We start from the raw sequence: 20211 nt of genomic DNA, 5'->3' as shown, positions 1-20211 counted from the left end.
CGGCTCAGACGTCCGCCGAGGCGCCGGGGGCCAGGCGCAGGTGCTCCGCGCCGCCCAGGGCGCCGATCTGGCGGTCGTAGATGGGGCGGGCGAGGTCGGTGAGGAGGGCGTCGTGGATGTCGTACGCGCGCTGCGGCTTCACCTCGCGGACGTAGTCGATGACCTCGGAGATCTTGCTCCAGGGGGCCATGACGGGCAGCATCAGCGTCTCGACGGCGTGGTCGGGGACGGTGAGGGCGTCGCCGGGGTGGAAGACGCGGCCGGCGTCGACGAGGTAGCCGACGTTGGTGATGCGGGGGATGTCCGGATGGATCACGGCGTGCAGTTCGCCGTGGACCTGGACGTCGAAGCCCGCGGCGGTGAACGTGTCGCCGTGGCCGACGGTGTGCACCCGGCCGGGGAAGGCGGCGGAGACCTTCTCGGCGACGGAGCGCAGCGTCCAGATCTCGGCGGCCGGGTTGCCCTCCAGGGCCGCCCGCAGCCGTCCCTCGTCGAAGTGGTCGGCGTGCTCGTGCGTGACCAGGACGGCGTCCGCGCCGGCCGCGGCGTCCTGCTCGCTGAACCCGCCCGGGTCGATGACGAGCGTGCGTCCGTCCTTCTCCAGACGGACGCAGGCGTGCGACTTCTTCGTGAGCTTCATGGGTCCATCCTGCCCCGCCCACCGGTGCCGGGCCCCCCGGCCGCCGGCGTGGTCCGGGCTCACTCGTCGGGGGTGGTCTCCTCACGGATGACCTGCTGGGCCACCCGGAAGGCGCTGTTCGCGGCCGGCACCCCGCAGTAGACGGCGGCCTGGAGGAGGACCTCCTTGATCTCGTCCGGGGTGAGGCCGTTGCGCAGGGCGGCACGGGTGTGGAAGGCCAGTTCGTCCAGGTGTCCGCCGGCGACGAGCGCGGTCAGCGTGACGCAGCTGCGGGAGCGACGGTCGAGACCGGGCCGGTCCCAGATCTCGCCCCAGGCGTAGCGGGTGATGAACTCCTGGAAGTCGCCGGAGAACTCGTCCGCCGTGGCCAGCGCCCGGTCGACGTGCGCGTCCCCGAGGACCTCGCGGCGGACCTTGAGCCCGGCGTCGTACGGGTCGGGTCTGCCCAGCGCCTCGGGCTGGGCGGCGGCCGGGGCGATCGCGGCGACCGGCCCCGCCTGCGGCGGCACGGCGGCCAGGGCCGGCTTGACCGCGGTCGCCGGGACGGCGACCTGGCCGGTGGTGGAGTCGTAGGCGGGCTGCCAGGCCGTGGAGAAGTGCCGGACCAGGAGGTCGGTGACGGCGGCGGGCTGCTCGACCGGGACGAGGTGCGAGGCGCCGGGGACGACGGCGAGGCGGGCGTCCGGGATGCCCGCGACGAGCGTGCGGGCCTCGGCGGGGCCGGTGACCTGGTCGTCGGAGCCGACGAGGACGAGGGTGGGGACGCCGATGCGGCCGAGTTCGGCGCGCACGTCGAAGGAGGCGAGCGCCTCGCAGGCGGCGATGTAGCAGCCGGGGTCGGTGGTGCGGACCATCTGCACCGCCCACTCGGTGATCGCGGGCTGCGCCGCCGCGAACCCGCCGGTGAACCAGCGGTCCGGGGACGTACGGGCGATCGGGTCGAGGCCGTTCGTCCGGACGATCACTCCGCGCTGCCGGAACTCGTCGGCCGTGCCGAAGCGGGGCGAGGCGGCGATCAGCGCGAGCGAGGCGAGGCGCTCGGGGTGGCGCAGCGCCAGCTCGGCCCCGATGGCACCGCCCAGCGCGCAGCCCGCGTAGCCGAAGCGCTGCACCCCGACGGCGTCGAGGGTGGCCAGCAGCCGGGCGGCCAGCTCGGTGACCGAGCCGCCGGGGTACGCGGGGGCACCGCCGTGGCCAGGCAGGTCGAAGCGGAAGATCCGCCACTGCTTGGCCAGTTCGGGGACCTGCCGGTCCCACATGTGCCAGGTCGTGCCGAGCGAGGGTCCGAGGATCAGGACCGGGGCGTCGTCCGGCCCGTCGAACCGGTACTGGAGGGCGGGGGTCTGCGTCTCACTCACCGCTCCACGCTAACGTCCCTCGGCCCGTGCTCGGTCCCGGGCCCCCGAATCGGCCCGGACGACTCCCGAACATCAGCGGGCAACTCTCACATCGTCTTCACCTGAGCGCAGGTCACGGGGCGGGCGCGCGGTCCGCGCCGAGCTCCGGTCCACGCTGTCGAACACATTTCCCCGCGTGTCGCGTGTCGTGTCGCGCGGCCCGCGGCCCGCGGCACGTTCGGGGTCGCCGGATCGCGTGCGGGCCGGGACGCGTCAGTCGTCGGTCGCTCCCAGGCCGGTCAGCGCGCCCACCGGGTCGAGGTCCGGGGTGCCTCTCGGCCACCAGTCGTCGTGGCCCGGTTCGGACTCGTACGCGTACCACAGGCCGTCGCGGCCGAGACGGAGTTGCACGTGGCCGCGGGGGTGGGTGAGGTGGTTGCGCCAGGGGCGGAAGGCGGGCAGGTCGGCGGCGAGGAGCTGCGGGCGGGCGCGGTCGAAGCGGCCGGCCGGCGGGTCCCAGGGTTCCTCCAGGACGGTCAGCGCTTCGAGACCGCCCTGCCGCCAGGCGGCGACCGCGCGGGCCAGGTCGGCCGGAGTGCGCCCGGTGGCGGCGGCCAGGGACGAGTACAGGGCGCGGGTCGTGGCGGTGAGACCGGAGCCGGGGCGGGCGGCGGCGAGTCGTACCGCGTCCTGCCACAGCGTCAGTTCGGCGACCGGGTCGCGGCCCGTGGTGAGCAGCGCGTGCGCGCGGGCGGCCGCGTCGGTGGCCAACTGGTCCAGCGCGAAGGGGTCCGGGCCGCCGGGCGCGGCCGGGTACACCGGCGGCTGTTCCGGGTGCGGCGGCGGGGGCAGCGGGGCGGGCAGCGGGGGGAGGGTGCGGGGCGCGAGGGCGTCGCGGGCCCGGATCCCCGGCTGGGGGGCGGGCTCCTGCTCCTGGGCGGCACGCGCGGCGCGGGCCGCGTTCCGCCGCGACAAGGCGTCCAGCAGCTCCCGCTCGCCCCGGCCCCGCAGCAGCAACAGGACGAACGGGTCCTCGTCCAGCAGCCGCGCCGTCTGGTAACAGAGCGCGGCCGCGTGCTTGCAGGGGTGCCCGAAGTCGGGGCAGCTGCAACGGGGTTCCAGCTCACCGGGGCCGGGCAGCAGGCGCACGCCGCGTCCGGACCTGGGTGTGGCTCCGGGTCCGGGTCCGGGTCCGGGTCCGGGTCCGGGTCCGGGTCCGGCCAGTGTCTGGGGCAGTTCCTTGTCCAGCAGCGCGGCGATGTGGGCCGGCTGTTCCGCCGCCGCGTCCAGGAAGCGGTCCCATTCGTCGTCGTCCAGTGTCCGCAGGCGCAGCTGGACCCGGTAGGGCCGAGCCCTGCTGCCGTGCACGTACGCCAGCACCAGCCCCGGTGTGACGGTGATCGCGTCCACCCGCCCCTTGTCGGCGTACCCCCGTCCACGCGCCAACCGCGCCGGGTCCAACGCGCCCTCCTCCAGCGCCGTCACCCACGCGTTGCCCCACCAGCTCTCCGCGAACGCCTCCCCGGCCGAGGGGCGCTGCGGGAACGGGCGGAAGGTACGCCTCAGTTCACCGTCCCGGGAGGGGGCGGCCATGGTGCGGGGGACACGGCCGCCTGTGGGTGGGGACGGCCGGGGTGACGGTGACCCAGGAGCCTCAGGTGACGCGTCAGGTGCCCGACCGGGTTCGTCCCCCAGCACCTTCGGGGCCTCCGTCTCCGGACCCGGGCCCGCCGTCTCTTCGCTCATGGTGTCCGGACCCGGCAGGGAGGTCCCGGCAGGTTCGCGTGCCGCCTCGGAGGGCAACTCGAAGGCGTCGGCGAGCAGTTCGCGTACGTCCCCCACCCGGCCGGTCGAGGCCCGGTCGCGTCCCGTCGCCGCGCGCCGGGGAGTCCGGCCCTCCCCGGCGGTGGCCTCGGCGCGCGTGGTCCCGGCCTCGGCCCGGGCCCGGCCGGTGGCCTCACGGGCGGCCCGCAACGCCTCGCGGGCGATGTCGCCGGGGCGAGCGGCGGGCCTGCTTCCCTCCCCGGTCGGCGCGCCCGGGCCGGGCCCGCCGGTGAACGAGGGGTCTCCGGGATCGGCGGAGGCACGCTCCGCCGGCCGCCGGTCCGCAGCGCTCGGCGTCAACGGCCCGTCCTCGTCCGGCCGTTCCGTCGGCTCCCCCTCTTCCGGCTCCCCTTCTTCCGGCTTTACCGCTTCCGACTCCCCCTCTTCCGGCTCTACCGCTTCCGGCATCACCGCCGGCTCGTCGAGGCCCGCCGCCCGGGACCGCGCGGCCCGGCGCAAGGCGTCCCGTGCCGCGTCACCGGGCCGAGCGGCGGCCTCGCGAGCCGTCCGGGCCACGGGCGCACCGTCCGCCGCCGACTCCTGCGGGTCCTCGGCCTCGACGCCGTACCTGTCCCGCTCCCGCGCCGCCCGCAACGCCCGGCGGGCCGCGTCGGCGGGCCGGGCCTCGGCCGCGTGATCCGGCCTCTCCACGCCCGCCGGTGTCTCCTCTTCCCCGCTCACGCCGACCTCCGCAACGACACCAGGTCGGTCAGCTCCCGGTCCGTCAGCTCCGTGAGTGCCGCCTCGCCCGAGCCGAGGATGGCGTCGGAGAGGGCCCGCTTGGACTCCAGCATCTCGGCGATGCGGTCCTCGACGGTGCCCTCGGTGATGAGGCGGTGCACCTGGACGGGCTGGGTCTGGCCGATGCGGTAGGCGCGGTCGGTGGCCTGTTCCTCCACAGCCGGGTTCCACCAGCGGTCGAAGTGGACGACATGACCGGCGCGGGTCAGGTTCAGTCCGGTGCCGGCGGCCTTCAGGGACAGGACGAGCACCGGGGTCGCCCCGCTCTGGAAGCGGTCCACCATGTGTTCGCGGTCCTTGACCGGTGTGCCGCCGTGCAGCAGCTCGACCGGGACGGCGCGGGCGGCGAGGTGCGCGGTGATCAGACGGGCCATGCCGACGTACTGGGTGAAGACCAGCGCGGAGCCGTCCTCGGAGAGCAGCGTGTCCAACAGCTCGTCCAGCAGGGCCAGTTTGCCGGAGCGGGCGGCGAACCGGTCTCCGGTGGCGCTGCCCGGCTCCTCCTTGAGATACAGCGCCGGGTGGTCGCAGATCTGTTTGAGGGCTCCGAGCAGTTTCAGGACCAGGCCCCGGCGGGCGATGCCCTGCGCCGTCTCGATGGCGAGCAGCGACTCACGGACCACGGCCTCGTACAGCGCGGCCTGTTCGCGGGTGAGGGGGACGGGGTGGTCGGTCTCCGTCTTGGGCGGGAGTTCGGGGACGATGCCCGGGTCGGACTTCTTGCGGCGCAGGAGGAAGGGGCGGACGAGCCGGGCGAGACGGGTCACGGCCTCGTCGTGGCCGGGGTTCTCGCCGTTCTCCACGGCGCGGGCGTGACGGGCGCGGAAGGACTTCAGCGGACCGAGGAGCCCCGGTGTCGTCCAGTCGAGGAGGGCCCACAGCTCGGAGAGGTTGTTCTCGACCGGGGTTCCGGTGAGGGCGACGCGCGCGGGGGTCGGGATCGTGCGCAGGGCCTTCGCCGTCGCCGAGTAGGGGTTCTTGACGTGCTGGGCCTCGTCGGCGACGACCATGCCCCACTCCTGCTGGGCCAGGCGCGGGGCCGTCGAGCGCATGGTGGCGTACGTGGTGAGGACGAAGCCGCCGTGGAGGTCGTCCAGGGTGCGGTCGGGGCCGTGGAAGCGGCGCACGGGCACGCCGGGGGCGAAGCGGGCGATCTCGCGCTGCCAGTTGCCCAGCAGGGAGGCGGGGCAGACGACCAGGGTGGGTTCGGGGCGGGCCCGGCGCAGATGGAGGGCGATGACCGTGATCGTCTTGCCGAGGCCCATGTCGTCGGCGAGGCAGCCGCCGAGCCCGAGGGAGGTCATGAGGTCCAGCCAGGCGAGGCCCCGGAGCTGGTAGTCGCGGAGGGTGGCGGACAGGCCCGGGGGCGGGTCGACCGGGCCGACGCCGGCCGTCAGGCGGTCGCGGAGGGCCGCCAGGGCGCCCACCGGCACGGCCTCCACCGTCTCCCCGTCGACCTCCGCGGTGCCGGAGAGGGCCACGGACAGGGCGTCCACCGGGTCGAGAAGGCCCAGTTCGCGTTTGCGGGCCTTGCGGACGAGGGCGGGGTCGACGAGGACCCACTGGTCGCGCAGGCGCACGATCGGGCGGTGGGCCTCGGCGAGGGTGTCCATCTCGGCCTCGGTGAGCGGGTCGCCGCCGAGCGCCAACTGCCAGCGGAAGCGCAGCAGTTCCTCGCCCTCGAAGAACCCGGTGCCGTCCGTGGCGGAGCCGGGTGCGGGGCGTACCTCGGCGCGGGCGCTCAGGTCGTGGGCCAGGTCCCTGGGCCAGTGCACGGCGACGCCCGCCGCGCCGAGCCGGGTCGCGGCGACGCCGAGCAGGTCGGAAAGTTCGTCCTCGGACAGGGCGAGGACGTCGGGCACGTCCTGTTCGCAGAGCCGGTCCAGGGGCGGCCAGACGCGGGCGGCGCGCCGGACGGCGAGGGCGGCGTCCACGCGTGCGCGGGGCCCGAACGCCGCGTCCGCGTCCCCGGCCCACAGCGCGGCGGCGTCGACGACGAGGGTGGGGTCGGCGAGGCTGTGCACCTGGACGACCGCCGCGCCCGCCCGCAGGGCACCTTCGCTGTCGTCGAAGAGGTCGTGCGCGGCCAAGTCCAGCCGCAGGGAGACGCGTACGCCCGCGTCCATGCCGGCGGCGACCTCGGCCGCCCAGTCACGGGCCTGCGGCAGCCGCTGTCCGGCGTGCGCGGCGAACGGTTTCCCGGAGACGTACGGCGCGGCAGGGCCGCGCGGCAGTGTGTCGGCGACCGCGTCCAGGAAGGACCGCAGCAAGGGCTCCGGTTCGGGCAGCCGCAGCGGGCCCTTGCCGGGCAGTGGGACAGCGTGGCCCTCGTACGGCAGTGCGGCGGCGACGGCCCTGAGGTGGGCGATGTCGTCCGGGTCGAGCGGTCCCGCCCGCCACGCGTCGTACCCGTCGGCGGTCAGGCCCGGCAGCAGCCGCCCCCGGGCGACCAGGCGCAGCGCGTGCAGCGCGGCCGCGCCCCAGCAGGCCGTGGCGGGGTGGGCGGCGGGGTCGCGCCGGGCGCCGGTGAGCAGGGGGAGGGCTTCGCCGACCGTCACGTACCGGGCGGGGACGATGCCTCTGCGCGCTCCGGTGCCGTGCTGTCGTACGACCGTGAGGTCCTCGGTGTCTCCCGGTGGCGGCTCGCCGCCCGCCGGGTCCCAGAACGCGAACCGGCCGTGGCGGGGCAGCGGCGCCGGGAGGAAGACGGCGGCCAGCCGGACGGGCACGGCCGGCCGCGCGGGGACGGCCGTGCCGGCCTCGGGAGCAGCCCTGTCCCCCATGTGTCCGGTCACCCGCCTTCGGTCGCGGGAGCCGCCTTGGTGCGGCTCCGATCAGCTGTCTCCGACTCTACGGGCGGGGTACGACAATCGATGCCGGCGACCGCGGGCGAGCGCGCCCGGACCGGGATTCTCCCTGGTCAGGGCACGGTTCGCGAGACCACATACACCATCGGATGGTCCGGGTTGGTCCGGTTCACGACGATGTCATGGGTGGGCGCGGGGTTCTTCCGGTCGCTGACGAGGCCGTACCAGGGGCCGACGCCGGTGAAGTCCCAGCCGACGATTCCCCGGTCACGGGCGTTGATGGCGATCTTGTCCTTCTTCAGGTCTGCGGTGCTGACGCCGACCTGGCCGAGGAAGCTCTCCAAACCCTCGTTGCTCGTATAGAACTGCACGTAGAGACGGCTGGTCCGCCAGTTGTTCGTCTCGTAGTACGCCACGTGCTTGGAGTACGGCGGGATCGGCACCTGGTAGAGGCGCTGCTGGACCCGGGAGGGCCAGTGGGCGGTGAGGCCGGTCGCCGAGTACTTCTCCTCCTTGTCCTTGCCGCTGTCGCGGCTCTGGTTGGCGGAGATCACCAGGTAGCCGGCGGGTACGCCGATGAGCAGCACGATGATCGCCAGGGTGATCGCCCGGCGGCGGTTGCGGTGCCCGCGGTCCTCCGCGGGCCGCTCCGGCTCCTCCGGGGAGGAGCCCTGGCGCGGCACCGAGGTGGTCACGCGGTGTCCTGGGTGGTGCGGCGGGCCTCCACGTACCGCGCGTAGCGCTCGTAGCGCTCCACCCTGCGGCGGTTGGCGCGGCGGAAGCGGCGGGCGACGAGTCTGGCGAGGTCGGCGGCGCCCACCATGCCGGCCTCGGGGCCCAGCTGGGCACGCGCGATGCGGGCCTCGGGGCGGTAGCCGCGGCCGGTGAGGTGGCGGCGGAAGGCGTCCCGGGCGGGGCCGATCAACAGGTCGTCGGCGGCCGAGACACCGCCGCCGATGACGAAGCAGGACGGGTCGAGGGCGGCGGCGAGGTTGGCGATGCCGACGCCGAGCCACTGGCCGATGTCCTGGAGCAGTTCGATGCACATCGCGTCGCCCTCACGGGCCAGCTCGGTGATCATCGGGCCGGTGATGTCCCCGATGTTCCCCTTGACGTGCTCGATGATCCCGTACGCCACCGGCGAGTCGGCCGCCGCGAGCTCCCGCGCCTCTCTGACCAGGGCGTTTCCCGAGCTGTACTGCTCCCAGCAGCCGCGGTTGCCGCAGGGGCAACGGTGGCCGCCGGGCACGACCTGCATATGGCCGAACTCGCCCGCGACACCGAACTTGCCGCGCTTGACCTGGCCGTCCTCCAGGATCGCGCCGCCGATGCCGGTGCCCAGCGTGATCATGACCAGGTGGTCCTCGTCGCGGCCGGCGCCGAACCGCCACTCCGCCCAGGCGGCGGCGTTGGCGTCGTTGTCGACCAGGACCGGGACGGCGAGCCGGCCGGCGAGGCGGTCGCGCAGCGGCTCGTTGCGCCAGGACAGGTGGGGGGCGAACAGGACCCGGTTGCGCTCCGCGTCCACCCAGCCGGCGGCGCCGATGCCGACGGCGTGCACGTCGTGCCGGTCGGAGAGGTCCAGGACCAGTTCCGTGATGGTGTCCTCGACGACCTGGGGGCTCTTGGACTTGTCCGGGGTCTCCGTGCGGAGCTTCTCCAGGATGTTGCCGTCGGCGTCCACGACGCCCGCCATCACCTTCGTGCCGCCGATGTCGATACCGACGGTGGGGACGCGGGGGGCCGTCAGATGGGAGCGGCGCTCTCGCGTTCCCACGGTCCGCAGGACGGTGGCCCGCGCGGAGCCGCGGTGGGTGAAGTCGCGGTAAGTGCTCATCGGGCCGATTCTGCCTTAACGCTCCGCTGGGTGCGGCGTGGGGGCGGGGGGTGCCATGGGTTGTTTTTCGGGTGCGGGTGAGTGGGGGCCGGTCGCGCAGTTCCCCGCGCCCCTTCGCGGCGGCTGCGCCGCCTTCCCAGGGGCGCTGCGGGCCGGAAAGACATTCCCTACGCCCTCACCAGCAATTGGAAGTCGAACGAATAGCGGGACGCCCGGTAGATGTGGGTGCCGTATTCCACCGCTCGGCCCGTGTCGTCGAAGGTGGTGCGCTGCATGGTGAGCAGGGGGGCGCCCTCGGGTTCGCTCAGGCGGCCGGCCTCGTCCGGGGCGGCCGCCTTCGCGCCGATGGTCTGGCGGGCGCTGTGCAGGGTGATGCCCGCGGCGCGCATGAGGCGGTAGAGACCGGTGGCTTCGAGCTGGGGGGAGTCGAGGTCGATGAGGTCGGCGGGGAGGTAGTTGCAGAGGTAGGCCATGGGTTCGCCGTGGGCCAGACGGAGTCGCTCGATACGGTGGACTTCGCCGCCCTCCGCGACGGCCAGGGCCGCGGCGACCTCGGCGGAGGCGGCGACGGTGGTGTTGAGGAGGACGCGGGTGGCCGGGCGCTGGCCGGCGGCCTCCAGGTCGTCGAAGAGGCTGCTCAGTTCCAGGGGGCGTTTGACCTGGCTGTGGACGACCTGGGTGCCCACGCCGCGGCGGCGTACGAGCAGACCCTTGTCGACCAGGGACTGGATGGCCTGGCGGACGGTCGGGCGGGAGAGGCCGAGGCGGGCGGCCAGCTCGATCTCGTTGCCCAGCAGACTGCCCGGAGTCAGCTCGCCGTGCTCGATCGCCGCCTCCAGCTGCTGGGACAGCTGGAAGTAGAGCGGGACCGGACTGCTGCGGTCGACGCTGAGCTGGAGCGACACGGTCGGAGCCTCTTCTGGTTTCGGCACGGGCCGAGCGTAGCCCCGGTGCCTGGTGACGGGAAGTTGCGTGGTTCGGTTGTCCGGACAAAGCATTGACACAGCGGCGGGTACGACCCCACTTTGTTTCCCATGCGCATCGGACTCATCGGCGCGGGTCGCATCGGGACTTTCCACGCGACCACGCTCAGCCGCCACCGTGATGTCGGCTCTCTGATCATCACGGACGTCGATCCGGCCCGGGCCCACGACCTCGCGGATCGCCTCGGCGAGACGGTGGCGCCGGGAGTGGACGAGATCTTCACCTGGGGTGTGGACGCCGTGGTCATAACGGCCGCGACCTCGGCCCACGGCGAACTGATCGGTCGGGCAGCACGCTCGGGTCTCCCGGTGTTCTGCGAGAAGCCCGTCGCCGTGGACCTGCCGAGCACGTTAAGCGCGCTGACCGAGGTCGACGCGGCCGGGACGGTGCTGCAGATGGGCTTCCAGCGGCGCTTCGACTCCGGCTATGTCACCGCGCGGGAGGCGGTACGCGCGGGCCGGCTCGGGCGGCTGCACACCGTACGCGCGCTCACGGCCGACCAGACTCCGCCGCCCGCGCACTATCTGTCGGTGTCCGGCGGGATCTACCGGGACACCCTGATCCACGACTTCGACATCGTGCGGTGGGTGACGGGGCGCGAGGTCGCCACGGTGTACGCCACCGGGTCGGACGCCGGGCACCCGATGTTCCGGGAGGCGCACGACCTGGACACCGCCGCCGCCGTGCTCACGCTGGAGGACGGCACGCTCGTGACGGCGACGGCGGCACGGGTGAACGGTGCCGGGTACGACGTGCGGCTGGAGCTGGCCGGGGAGCTGGACACCGTGGTGGTCGGCCTGGACGACCGTACGCCGGTCGCGTCCACGGAGCCGAAGGGGCCACCACCGGCGGACAAGCCCTGGACCGGCTTCCTGGAGCGCTTCGCCGCCGCCTACGAGGCCGAGATCGCCGCGTTCGTGGAGGTGGTGCGCGGGGAGCGGGCCAATCCGTGCGACGGGCGTGAGGCACTCCAGGCGCTGCGGGTCGCCGAGGCGTGCGAGCTGTCCCGGCTGGAGCACCGGCCCGTGAACCTCGGGGAGATCGCGGGGGGTCGGGAGTAGCGGTCGGCCTGCTGCCTGCGGGGTCCGCTTCGTCCGGGGGGCCTGCGTGGGTCGCGCGGCCGCGGGTCCGGTGAGGGCTTGTCGCGCAGTCCCCGCGCCCCTGAAGCGGCGGGGCTGCGCCCCTGCCTCTTCAGCTTCAGCGCCCCGGCCGGGCTGTCCCCACTCGGCGGGAACCCGCCCTCACCAGCGCAGCGGCAGGCTCCGTACCCCCCGTATCAGCATGCCCGGCAGCCACTCGCCCGGCGGGCCGTCGAGGGCCAGGTCGGGGCAGCGCCGCAAGAGAGCCCCGAGGGCGACGCGGGCCTCCAGCCTGGCCAGCGGGGCGCCGAGGCAGTAGTGGATGCCGTGGCCGAAGGCGAGGTGGCCACGCGTGTCGCGGTGGAGGTCGAAGCGGTCGGGGGCGGGATACCGGGTGTCGTCGCGGTCGGCGGCGGCCAGGCCGATCAGCACCGAGTCGCCCGCCGGAATGGCCGTGCCCCCGATCTCCAGCGGCACGGCGGCGAAGCGGAACGTCGCGTTCTCCACCGGGCCCTCGTGCCGCAGGGTCTCCTCCACGACCGCGTCGACCAGGTCCATGTCGGCCCGCACCTCGGCGAGTTGCCCGGGATGGGTGAGCAGGGCGTGGACGGCGCCGGTGATGAGGTTGACCGTGGTCTCGTGGCCGGCGACGAGGAGGATGAAGGCCATGCCGCGCAGTTCGGCGGGGGACAGCCGGTCGCCGTCCTCGTCGGTCGTCCGGATCAGGGCACTCAGCAGGTCGTCGGCGGGCGGCGAGCAGCGCTTGTCGTCGATCAACTCGCCGAGGTAGACGCCGAGTTGCAGGATGGCCTCGTACTCGCTCTCACCGCTGGTCGGCGCCACCGCCTCCGTGGACAGCTTGCGGAAGGCCGCCCGGTCGATCTCGGGCACACCGAGCAGCTCGCAGATGACGGTGAGCGGCAGCGGGTACGCGAACGACTCCACGAGGTCGGCGCGACCCCGCGGCACCATCGCGTCCAGCAGCGAGTCGGTGATCTCCTGGACCCTGGGCCGCAGCCGCTCGACCCGGCGGCCGGTGAACTCGCGGGTGATCAGCCCCCGCAGCCGGGTGTGCTGGGGCGGGTCGGTGACCAGCAGGTACTTGCCGATCAGCTCCTCGTCGAGGAACGTCGTCCCGATCTTCGAGCCGTCCTTGGACAGCCGGGGGTCGGCGAGCGCCGCCCGCGCCTCCTCGTACCCCACGACGAGCCAGGCCTCGTGGTGTGCGTCGTGCTTCGGCAGCCGGACCCGGTGCACCGGGCCGCGCTCGCGCAGTTCGGCGTAGACGGGGTGCGGGTTCTCGGTGAACCCCGGCCCGTACTCCCCCAGGTCGATCACATGCTCATGCCCCATGACTTCCCCCCTCGCCCCTCCAACTCCCCGCCCGGCTCAGGAGTGCCCGTCGTCGTCCAAGAGCCCCGCGTCGTACGTCAACAGGGCTATCTGCACCCGGTTGTTGAGGTCGAGTTTGGCGAGGATGCGGGAGACGTGGGTCTTGACGGTGGCGACGCTCAGGAAGAGTTCGCCGGCGATCTCGGCGTTGGAGGCACCCCGGCCGACGGCGACGGCGACCGCGCGTTCGCGGTCGTTGAGGACGGCGACGCGGGAACGGGCGGCGCCGCGGCGGGTGTCGGGGGCGCCGCCGACGGCGTGGGCCATGAGCCGGCGGGTGACGGCGGGCGAGAGGACGGGGTCGCCGGCCGCGACCCGTCGTACCGCCTCGACGATGTCGGCGGGCGGGGTGTCCTTGAGGACGAAGCCGGCGGCGCCCGCGCGCAGGGCGCGCAGGACCTGGTCGTCGGCGTGGAAGGTGGTGAGGACGACGACCTGCGGCGCGTCCGCGCGGGCGCACAGCCGCTCGGTGGCCGTGAGGCCGTCCACGGTCGGCATCCGGATGTCCATGAGGACGACGTCGGGTCGGGTGCGGTCGACCAGGGCGTCCACCTCGTCGCCGTCGGCGCCCTCACCGACGATCTCGATGTCGTCGGCGCCGCCCAGCATGAAGGAGAGCCCGGCGCGCACGAGGGGGTCGTCGTCGACGAGGAGCAGTCGGATCGCGGTCATCGGCACACCGTTCGGGAGTCGGTCGTGAAGCACGTACAGGAGTCGGTCATGGGCATGCCCGGTGTCGGTCATGGGGTCCTACCGTAATGACGCCCGGCCCGGACCGCCGCGTCGCCACGGCCGACCCGTTAGTGTCGGCCGGTACGGCATTCAACTGACGGAGGTTCTGGGTGCGTTACCGACTCCTGGGCCGGACCGGGCTGCGCGTCTCCGAGCTGTTCCTGGGCGCCATGACGTTCGGGGAGCAGGGTGGGGTGGGAGCACCCCGGGAGGAGTGCGCGCGGATCCTCGACGTGTACGCGGAAGCCGGCGGCAACGTGATCGACACGGCCGTCAACTACCGGGGCGGGGAGAGCGAGCGGATCGTCGGCGAGCTGCTCAAGGGGCGGCGCGACCGGTTCGTGCTGTCCACCAAGTACACCGTCTCCCGCGACGGCAGCGACCCCAACGCCGCCGGCAACCACCGCAAGAACCTCGCGCTGTCCCTGGAGACGAGCCTGCGGCGCCTGAACACCGACTACGTCGACATCTACTGGGTGCACATCTGGGACCGGAACACGCCGGTCGAGGAGACGATGCGCGCCCTCGACGACGCCGTACGGTCCGGGAAGGTGCTCTACATCGGCATCTCGGACGCCCCGGCCTGGGTGGTCGCACGCGCCAACACCCTCGCGGAGTGGCGAGGTTGGTCGGCGCTGTCGGCGCTCCAGGTTCCGTACAGCCTGCTCAACCGGGACATCGAGCGCGAACTGCTGCCGATGGCGGAGGCGTTCGGCATGTCGGTGGCGGCCTGGAGCCCGCTGCAGAACGGGCTCCTGTCCGGCAAGTACACCCGCCCGGGCGGGGTGGCGCCGGGCACCGCGACCCGGCTGTCCGCCGAGGCGGTCGGGGAGCGTGAGCGGGCGATCGCGCAGGCCGTGCAGAGCGCCGCGGACGAACTCGGGGCCACCCCGGCGCAGATCGCCATCGCCTGGACCATGGCCCACTCCCCCGCCGTGCACCCCATCCTCGGCGCCCGCCGTGTCGAGCAGCTCATGGACAACCTGGGCGCGGCCCGGCTCGTCCTGCCCGAGGAGGTGCTGGCCCGGCTGGAGGAGACCACCGCCTTCCGCCTCGGCTTCCCGGGTGACTTCATCGACGAGGCGTCGGCGTGGGTGTACGGCTCGGCGGGGCAGCGGGTGGTGCCGCGCTCGGTGTGACGGCACCGGGGAGCAGGCCTCAGGCACGCAGGCGTACCCCGTACCGGGTACGCAGACGGCGTACCTCCCACCAGGCCACGGCGGTCACCGAGGCCGGACCGCCGACGAGGGCGGCGAGCTGCACCAGGGGCGGGCCCGGCGGCGGCCCGCCGACGGCCAGGTTGAGGGCGGCGAACTCCCACACCAGGCCGCCGGTGAGCAGCGCCGGGAGCGCCGGATGCACATCGGCGGTGTTGAAGGCGCTGCGCACGGCGGGGCCGGAGGCGAAGGCGATGAAGAGCAGTACCCAGAGCAGGGGCACGAGGAGGGCGAAGGGCGCCCAGACGTTCGTGTCCGGCGCCAGGTGGGTGCGTGTGTAGTAGATCGCGCCCGCGAGGAGCGGCACCGCCGTGAAGGCGCCGACGTACCACAGGGCCGATTTCCCGGCGGTGCGCAGCGGGGCGCGCATGGCCCGCCGGGTGGCCGGCGACGACCGGTGGAAGAGGGCGGCGACGACCACGGGCGCGCTGAGCAGCAGCAGCCAGGGGGTGACGAACAGGCGCATCGTGAACTGCAGCTGCGCCTGGTCCACGTCCTCGGGCTTGCCGTACACCGCCAGGATCAGCAGGGACATGAGGGTGGCCGTCCAGGCCCGACGCTTCTGCATCCGCGCCACGTCGTCGTCCACAAGGCGGTGGCGGGCGCGGGAGGGGAAGATCCGCCGCGCCGGGCGACGGGCGGAGCGGGCCAGCGGATAGCCGACCAGCAGGCCGACCACCATCGGCCAGGCGCACATCACGGCCATCGCCCACAGGCAGCCGTGCAGCTGCAGCCCGCTCAAAAACTCCCGCAGCGGCGGCCATTCGTCCTCCCGCAGCCGCCGCACCAGGGTGGGCGGCGGCTGCGGGCCGTACGGGTGCGGGGGGTGGGGGGACGGCGGCGGGCCCGGCCGGGGTGGAACGTACGGTCCCGGGGGCGCGCCCGGAGGAGGGGGGTACGGCCCTCCGTTCGGCTGCCAGGGCGGCTGATACGGGTTGTGTCCCCCGAAACTCACTGACCTGTCCTCCCGAGACCCACCAGGTGTGCTGTGCCGCACGGCACGCACGCGTCGGCACGCGCCAACTGGCCATCATGCTGGACGAGATGGCCTCGCGCACGCCTCAATCCGTCGTCAGTCCCAGGGCAGCCGGGCCCGCACGTGGTATCCGCCGTCCGGCTCGGGGCCGTGGTCCAGGCGGCCGCCGGCCAGTGTGGCGCGTTCGGTGAGGCCGATGAGGCCCTGGCCGGAGCCGGGGACGTGCGGGACCTCCCCCGGGGGCGCCGGGTTGCGTACGGCGACGGTGAGTCCGTCGCCCGGGGCGCCCGTGACGGTGACGGTGACCTCGGCGCCGGGGGCGTGCTTGCGGGCGTTGGTCAGGCACTCCTGGGCGATGCGGTAGGCGGTGCGGCCGATCGAGGCGGGGACGGCGTCGCGGTCGGTGACGTGCTGGTCGAGGGCGACCTTCATGCCGGCCTCCCGGCACTCGGCAACGAGCGTGTCGAGCGCGGCGAGGGTGGGCTGGGGACGGCCCGCGTCGTCCGGTTCACCGGCGCGCAGTACGCCGATGATCTCCCGCAGGTCCTGGAGGGCCTCGTGGGCGCTCTCCCGGATGACGCCCGCCGCGCGGACGATCTCGGCGCGGGGTGCGTCGGGCCGGAACTCCAGTGCGCCCGCGTGCACGCTCAGCAGGGTCAGACGGTGGGCGAGCACGTCGTGCATCTCGCGGGCGATGGACTCACGGGCGAGCCGTTGCGCCTGCTCGGCCCGCAGCGCCGCCTCCCGCTCGGCGCGCCGGGCGCGGTCCCGGAAGCTGAGCATGAGCTGCCGCTTGGAGCGTACGAACATGCCCCAGCCGACGATCGCGGCGGTGAGGAACACGGTGAGGAGGACCGACCACGGATAGGTGATGTCCGGGTCGGGGCGCAGCCAGAAGAACAGCGGGTTCAGAAGGAGGCCCGCGCCGCCGGTCCAGGCCACGTACCGGAAGGGCCGGTGCACGGTGAGCGTGAAGAGGGCGACGATGCCGGCGCCGCCCGCTGTGGCGGACACGAAGCAGACCGGAACCATGGCCACGGCGAGGCCGACGGGCCAGCGGCGGCGCAGCCATACGGCGGCGCAGGCGAGCGCGCCCAGGACCTGGTCGAGGACGGCGAAGGCCTGCGGCAGGTCGGGCTCGTTCCTGACCGTTTCCACGCCCAGCAGACCGATGAGCACGGCCAGCAGGAAGCAGGTGAAGTCGACGACCCAGTCACGCGCGGTCCGCCGGGACCGGTGTCCGGGGCGGCCGGACACCAGCCCGGGTCCGGGGCCGGGGCCGGGGCTTTGGTCGAGCCCGGGGTCGTGGTCGTCGTCGAGCAGGGCCGACGGCAACAGCCAGCTCCGCCCGGAAAAGGCCGGGGACTCCGGCACCGGCTTGTCACCATTCACGGTCGACAAATCTACGCAGGCGCGGCAGCCGCCACCTCCCTCACGCCGGTGATCGCGACGAAAGTAGCGGTCCGGGCGACTTTGGTCGGTTCCCGGCCCGGTGGATCGGTACTCCGGTCGGACAGGCCTCGCCCCGCGGCCGATGCGGGCGGGGAGGCGGCGGGGCGAGGATCCTGGGCATGAAGCGGTTGTTGGAGCTTTTCGGGTTCCTCGCCCTGCTGCAGGGCACGGGCGGTCTCGTGTACGAAGTCACCGGCAAGCTGGGGTGGGGGGTGACGCAGCGGTGGAGCGCCCTGGACGGCTACGAGCTGTACGTGAGCATCGCGCTGATCGTCCTGGCCCTCGCCCTGTTCGCGGCGGCGGAGAGCCGGAAGCCCGGGTGACCCGTCGGCCGTGACGGGTCGCGCCGCGGGTGGGGGTCCTTCGGGGTCCTGCCGCCCCAGGCCCCCGCCGAGGGGCTCCCGGGTGGCGGGGGCGCTGCTCAGCCGCCCAGTTCCTGGTGGCGGGTCGACAGGTGGGCGCTGCCCTTCTGCGTCAGCGAGCCGAAGAGGCGCAGGCGGGAGATGCCGCCGTCGGGGTAGATGTCGACGCGGGCGTGGGTGGCCACGACCGGGGTGTCGAGGACGAAGCGGTGCGGGGTGTCGGGCTGGAGGCGGGTGCGGGGAAGGATCTCGGTCCAGTCGCCGTCGTCGCCGTCCTCCCCGTTGCGCACCGAGACCGTGGCCCAGCCCGCCGCGTTGCCCTTGAGGCAGGCCGTGTCGATCTCCAGGGCGCGGATCTCGGACTGGGCGGCGAGGCGGTAGCGGATCCAGTCGTTGCCCTGGTCGCGGCGGCGGCGGGTCTCCCAGCACTCGTGCATCACCCGGGCGCGGCCGGGCTGGATGGTGTTGGTGGCGGGTGAGTAGAAGAGGTTGGAGGCGTCCTCGGCCAGGCCGCCGTTCTCCAGGGCGACCACGTCGAAGGTGCCGAGGGCGGCCAGCCAGGCGGGGTCCGGCACGACCTCGCCGTACACCCGCAGCCGGGCGATGCCGCCGTCGGGGTGCTGGTTCAGGCGGAGGTGGGTGAAGCGCCGCTCGGCGGAGACCGGGAAACCGTTGGCCGCGTGGCCGCCGACCGGGGTGCGCGGGACGAGGGTCGTCCACTTCACGTCGTCGGCGAGCAGGTCCTCCGGGGAGGGGGCCCCGGCCACGCACGCGGCCTCGACGGAGACGGCCTGCGGGTAATTGCCGCGGAAGTGGGCCGTGTCGACGACGATCCCGCGGATCACGCCGGGCGCGCCCAGGCGGATCAGGGCCCAGTCGTGGTCCTCGGCGGTCGGCCAGGGGTGGTCGGCCGAGGCGCCCCGGCGGCGGCGCGTCTCCCAGCCGTCCATGATCTTGCCCTTGTGCCCGAAGTGCTCGGGGTCGAACTCGGCGCGCTCGGGCACCAGCAGGTTCTCGCGCTGGGCGAAGAACTCGTCGTTGGCGGCGATCACACCGGCGCCGAGCCGTCGGTCGGCGAGGTCGGCGTAGCGGGTGAAGGGGAAGTCGGCGGTGCGGTAGTCCGCGTACGGGTCACCGCCGCCGTACGGGCTCGCGTCGCCGGTGAAGCTCGCCGACGGGGAGTGCGCTTGCGCCGTCACGATGATCAGGTCTGCCTTTCGGTGGTCGTCCGCCGCGGGTGCGGTGGGTGGATCAGGGGGTGCGGGTGAGGAGTCGTCCCTTCGGGGCGGTGAACCGGCCGTCGTCGACGATGCGTTCGCCGCGCAGCCAGGTGGACTTGACCACGCCGTACAGGGTCTTGCCGGCGTACGCGGTGACGCGGTTGCGGTGGTGGAGTGCGGCCGGGTCGACGGTGAAGGTCTCGTCCGGGGCGAAGACGGCGAAGTCGGCGTCGCGGCCCGCCTCGATGGCGCCCTTGCAGTCGTCGAGGCCCACCAGTTCGGCCGTGCGCGACGACATCCAGCGGACCACGTCCTCCAGGCCGTGGCCGCGCCCCCGGGCAGCCGTCCAGACCGCCGCGAGGCTCAGTTGCAGACCGGAGATGCCGCCCCAGGCGGTGGCGAAGTCGCCGGTCTTCAGGTCGGCCGTCGACGGGGAGTGGTCGGTGACCACGCAGTCGATCGTGCCGTCCGCGAGGGCCTGCCAGAGGAGGTCCTGGTTGGCCGACTCCCGGATGGGCGGGCAGCACTTGAACTCGCTGGCGCCGTCCGGTACTTCCTCGGCGGTGAGGGTGAGGTAGTGGGGGCAGGTCTCGACGGTGATGCGTACGCCGTCGCGTTTGGCCCCGGCGATCAGCGGGAGCGCGTCGCTGGAGGAGAGGTGCAGGACGTGGACGCGCGCGTCGAGGCGGCGGGCCTCGGCGATGAGGGTCGCGATGGCGGTGTCCTCGGCGTCGCGGGGGCGGGAGGCGAGGAAGTCGGCGTAGCGCGGTCCGCCCCGCTGGGGTGCGGCGTCGAGGTGGTGGGGGTCCTCGGCGTGGACGATGAGCAGGCCGCCGAAGCCGGCGATCTCGGCCAGGGACCGGGCGAGTCCGCCCCTGTCGAGGTGCGGGAACTCGTCCACGCCCGAGGGCGACAGGAACGCCTTGAAGCCGAAGACCCCGGCGTCGTGCAGCGGCCGCAGGTCCTTGACGTTGTCGGGCAGGGCGCCGCCCCAGAAGCCGACGTCGATGTGCGCCTTGTCGGCGGCCACCTCGCGCTTGGTGCGGAGGTGGTCGGGTGTCGTGGTCGGCGGGAGGGAGTTGAGCGGCATGTCGACGAGGGTGGTGATGCCGCCGGCCGCCGCGGCGCGCGTGGCGGTCCAGAAGCCCTCCCAGTGGGTGCGGCCGGGGTCGTTGACATGGACGTGGGTGTCGACGAGGCCGGGCAGCAGGACGTGGTCGCCGAGATCCTCCAGGCGGGCACCGGACGGTACCTCGGCGTCGTACGGGAGTACGGCCGTGATCCTGCCGTCCGCGACGGCGACCGCGGCGGGGCGCGATCCGCCGGGGGTCAGGACGCGCGTCGAGCGCACCACCAGTTCAGCCTCGGACACCGGGACCCCTCTCGCCGTACCGCTGTTCACTTCCGCGTCACGGTATTTACTTCCGCGTAACGGAATTCAACGTTCTGTTGAAGGAGTTTTCACCCCTGCCTCCACCCCGTCAAGGGCGCACCCCTCCACTCTGCCTCGACCGCATCCACTCTGGATGTTTTCACAAGACGGAATTAGAGTTCCACTCAGCAGAACGTAGTGACGCACAAGCGAGCAGTCAGCGAACTGCCCGGTAGGCT

Annotated in this window: 16 protein-coding genes; 3 read left to right on the top strand and 13 right to left on the bottom strand. The window is 73.6% G+C overall.

The genetic code is table 11. The features are described 5' to 3' along the window. Positions 1-4: 4 nt before the first annotated feature. The 7 genes from STRBO_RS0112075 to STRBO_RS0112045 all read right to left on the bottom strand — a co-directional run bounded on the left by STRBO_RS0112075 (position 5) and on the right by STRBO_RS0112045 (position 10091). Positions 5-640 (bottom strand): MBL fold metallo-hydrolase, encoded by a 636-nt coding sequence (locus tag STRBO_RS0112075; protein WP_005482234.1) that lies wholly within the window; start codon positions 638-640, stop codon positions 5-7. A gap of 59 nt (positions 641-699) precedes the next feature. Continuing rightward, entirely contained in the window at positions 700-1998 is a 1299-nt protein-coding gene (gene pcaDC, locus STRBO_RS0112070; RefSeq protein ID WP_005482233.1) for a bifunctional 3-oxoadipate enol-lactonase/4-carboxymuconolactone decarboxylase PcaDC, read from the bottom strand. A gap of 252 nt (positions 1999-2250) precedes the next feature. After that, on the bottom strand, positions 2251-4452 hold the full coding sequence (locus STRBO_RS0112065; protein ID WP_005482231.1) for an SWIM zinc finger family protein: 2202 nt from the start codon (positions 4450-4452) through the stop codon (positions 2251-2253). A 26-nt stretch (positions 4453-4478) separates the two neighbouring features. After that, complete coding sequence (locus STRBO_RS0112060) at positions 4479-7325, bottom strand: DEAD/DEAH box helicase (RefSeq protein ID WP_020665532.1); 2847 nt, start codon at positions 7323-7325, stop codon at positions 4479-4481. 137 nt (positions 7326-7462) lie between these two features. Continuing rightward, the gene (locus STRBO_RS0112055) at positions 7463-8044 is read right to left on the bottom strand and encodes a hypothetical protein (protein WP_005482227.1); all 582 of its coding nucleotides are present in this window, start codon (positions 8042-8044) and stop codon (positions 7463-7465) included. Continuing rightward, positions 8041-9186 carry an ROK family glucokinase gene (locus STRBO_RS0112050; RefSeq protein WP_005482226.1) on the bottom strand — a complete coding sequence of 382 codons (1146 nt, stop codon included), beginning with the start codon at positions 9184-9186 and terminating at the stop codon, positions 8041-8043. The genes STRBO_RS0112055 and STRBO_RS0112050 overlap by 4 nt, the downstream gene beginning before the upstream one ends. 167 nt (positions 9187-9353) lie before the next feature. Beyond that, positions 9354-10091, bottom strand: a complete 738-nt coding sequence (locus STRBO_RS0112045; protein WP_005482224.1) for a GntR family transcriptional regulator — start codon at positions 10089-10091, stop codon at positions 9354-9356. A gap of 129 nt (positions 10092-10220) precedes the next feature. Here STRBO_RS0112045 and STRBO_RS0112040 point away from each other — a divergent pair, with 129 nt between their 5' ends. Beyond that, positions 10221-11231, top strand: a complete 1011-nt coding sequence (locus tag STRBO_RS0112040) for a Gfo/Idh/MocA family oxidoreductase (protein WP_005482223.1) — start codon at positions 10221-10223, stop codon at positions 11229-11231. A 180-nt stretch (positions 11232-11411) separates the two neighbouring features. Here the strand turns inward: STRBO_RS0112040 and STRBO_RS0112035 are convergent, their stop codons facing one another. Further along, positions 11412-12602 (bottom strand): cytochrome P450 family protein, encoded by a 1191-nt coding sequence (locus STRBO_RS0112035; RefSeq protein ID WP_005482222.1) that lies wholly within the window; start codon positions 12600-12602, stop codon positions 11412-11414. Positions 12603-12638: 36 nt separating this feature from the next. Beyond that, positions 12639-13313 (bottom strand): response regulator transcription factor, encoded by a 675-nt coding sequence (locus STRBO_RS0112030; RefSeq protein ID WP_028796607.1) that lies wholly within the window; start codon positions 13311-13313, stop codon positions 12639-12641. 170 nt (positions 13314-13483) lie between these two features. On the opposite strand from STRBO_RS0112030, the gene STRBO_RS0112025 reads away from it, so the two are divergent. After that, the gene (locus STRBO_RS0112025; protein WP_005482220.1) at positions 13484-14512 is read left to right on the top strand and encodes an aldo/keto reductase; all 1029 of its coding nucleotides are present in this window, start codon (positions 13484-13486) and stop codon (positions 14510-14512) included. Between the two features lie 19 nt (positions 14513-14531). On the opposite strand, the gene STRBO_RS0112020 is transcribed toward STRBO_RS0112025, so the two are convergent. Together STRBO_RS0112020 and STRBO_RS0112015 are read right to left on the bottom strand one after the other, a co-directional pair. Then, a complete protein-coding gene (locus STRBO_RS0112020; RefSeq protein ID WP_005482219.1) occupies positions 14532-15377 on the bottom strand; it encodes a hypothetical protein in 846 nt (281 codons plus the stop codon). A gap of 285 nt (positions 15378-15662) precedes the next feature. Further along, positions 15663-16958, bottom strand: a complete 1296-nt coding sequence (locus tag STRBO_RS0112015; protein WP_005482218.1) for a sensor histidine kinase — start codon at positions 16956-16958, stop codon at positions 15663-15665. Between the two features lie 179 nt (positions 16959-17137). Between STRBO_RS0112015 and STRBO_RS0112010 the strand changes: the two genes are divergently transcribed. After that, positions 17138-17341 (top strand): hypothetical protein, encoded by a 204-nt coding sequence (locus tag STRBO_RS0112010; protein ID WP_005482217.1) that lies wholly within the window; start codon positions 17138-17140, stop codon positions 17339-17341. A 98-nt stretch (positions 17342-17439) separates the two neighbouring features. Here the strand turns inward: STRBO_RS0112010 and alc are convergent, their stop codons facing one another. Together alc and allB are read right to left on the bottom strand one after the other, a co-directional pair. Further along, complete coding sequence (alc, locus tag STRBO_RS0112005; RefSeq protein ID WP_005482216.1) at positions 17440-18579, bottom strand: allantoicase; 1140 nt, start codon at positions 18577-18579, stop codon at positions 17440-17442. A 52-nt stretch (positions 18580-18631) separates the two neighbouring features. Continuing rightward, positions 18632-19972 carry an allantoinase AllB gene (gene allB, locus STRBO_RS0112000; protein WP_020114244.1) on the bottom strand — a complete coding sequence of 447 codons (1341 nt, stop codon included), beginning with the start codon at positions 19970-19972 and terminating at the stop codon, positions 18632-18634. Positions 19973-20211 lie beyond the last annotated feature (239 nt).

It is taken from the genome of Streptomyces bottropensis ATCC 25435, assembly GCF_000383595.1.
In the GTDB taxonomy this organism is placed as follows: domain Bacteria; phylum Actinomycetota; class Actinomycetes; order Streptomycetales; family Streptomycetaceae; genus Streptomyces; species Streptomyces bottropensis.
This window is presented reverse-complemented; position numbering and strand designations above follow the sequence as displayed.

Coding starts and splice junctions, on each gene's coding strand:
- STRBO_RS0112030 (WP_028796607.1), bottom strand. CDS start 13,313: ATGACCGCGATCCGACTGCTCCTCGTCGACGACGACCCCCTCGTGCGC.
- STRBO_RS0112075 (WP_005482234.1), bottom strand. CDS start 640: ATGAAGCTCACGAAGAAGTCGCACGCCTGCGTCCGTCTGGAGAAGGAC.
- STRBO_RS0112060 (WP_020665532.1), bottom strand. CDS start 7,325: ATGGGGGACAGGGCTGCTCCCGAGGCCGGCACGGCCGTCCCCGCGCGG.
- STRBO_RS0112010 (WP_005482217.1), top strand. CDS start 17,138: ATGAAGCGGTTGTTGGAGCTTTTCGGGTTCCTCGCCCTGCTGCAGGGC.
- STRBO_RS0112050 (WP_005482226.1), bottom strand. CDS start 9,186: ATGAGCACTTACCGCGACTTCACCCACCGCGGCTCCGCGCGGGCCACC.
- STRBO_RS0112040 (WP_005482223.1), top strand. CDS start 10,221: ATGCGCATCGGACTCATCGGCGCGGGTCGCATCGGGACTTTCCACGCG.
- STRBO_RS0112035 (WP_005482222.1), bottom strand. CDS start 12,602: ATGGGGCATGAGCATGTGATCGACCTGGGGGAGTACGGGCCGGGGTTC.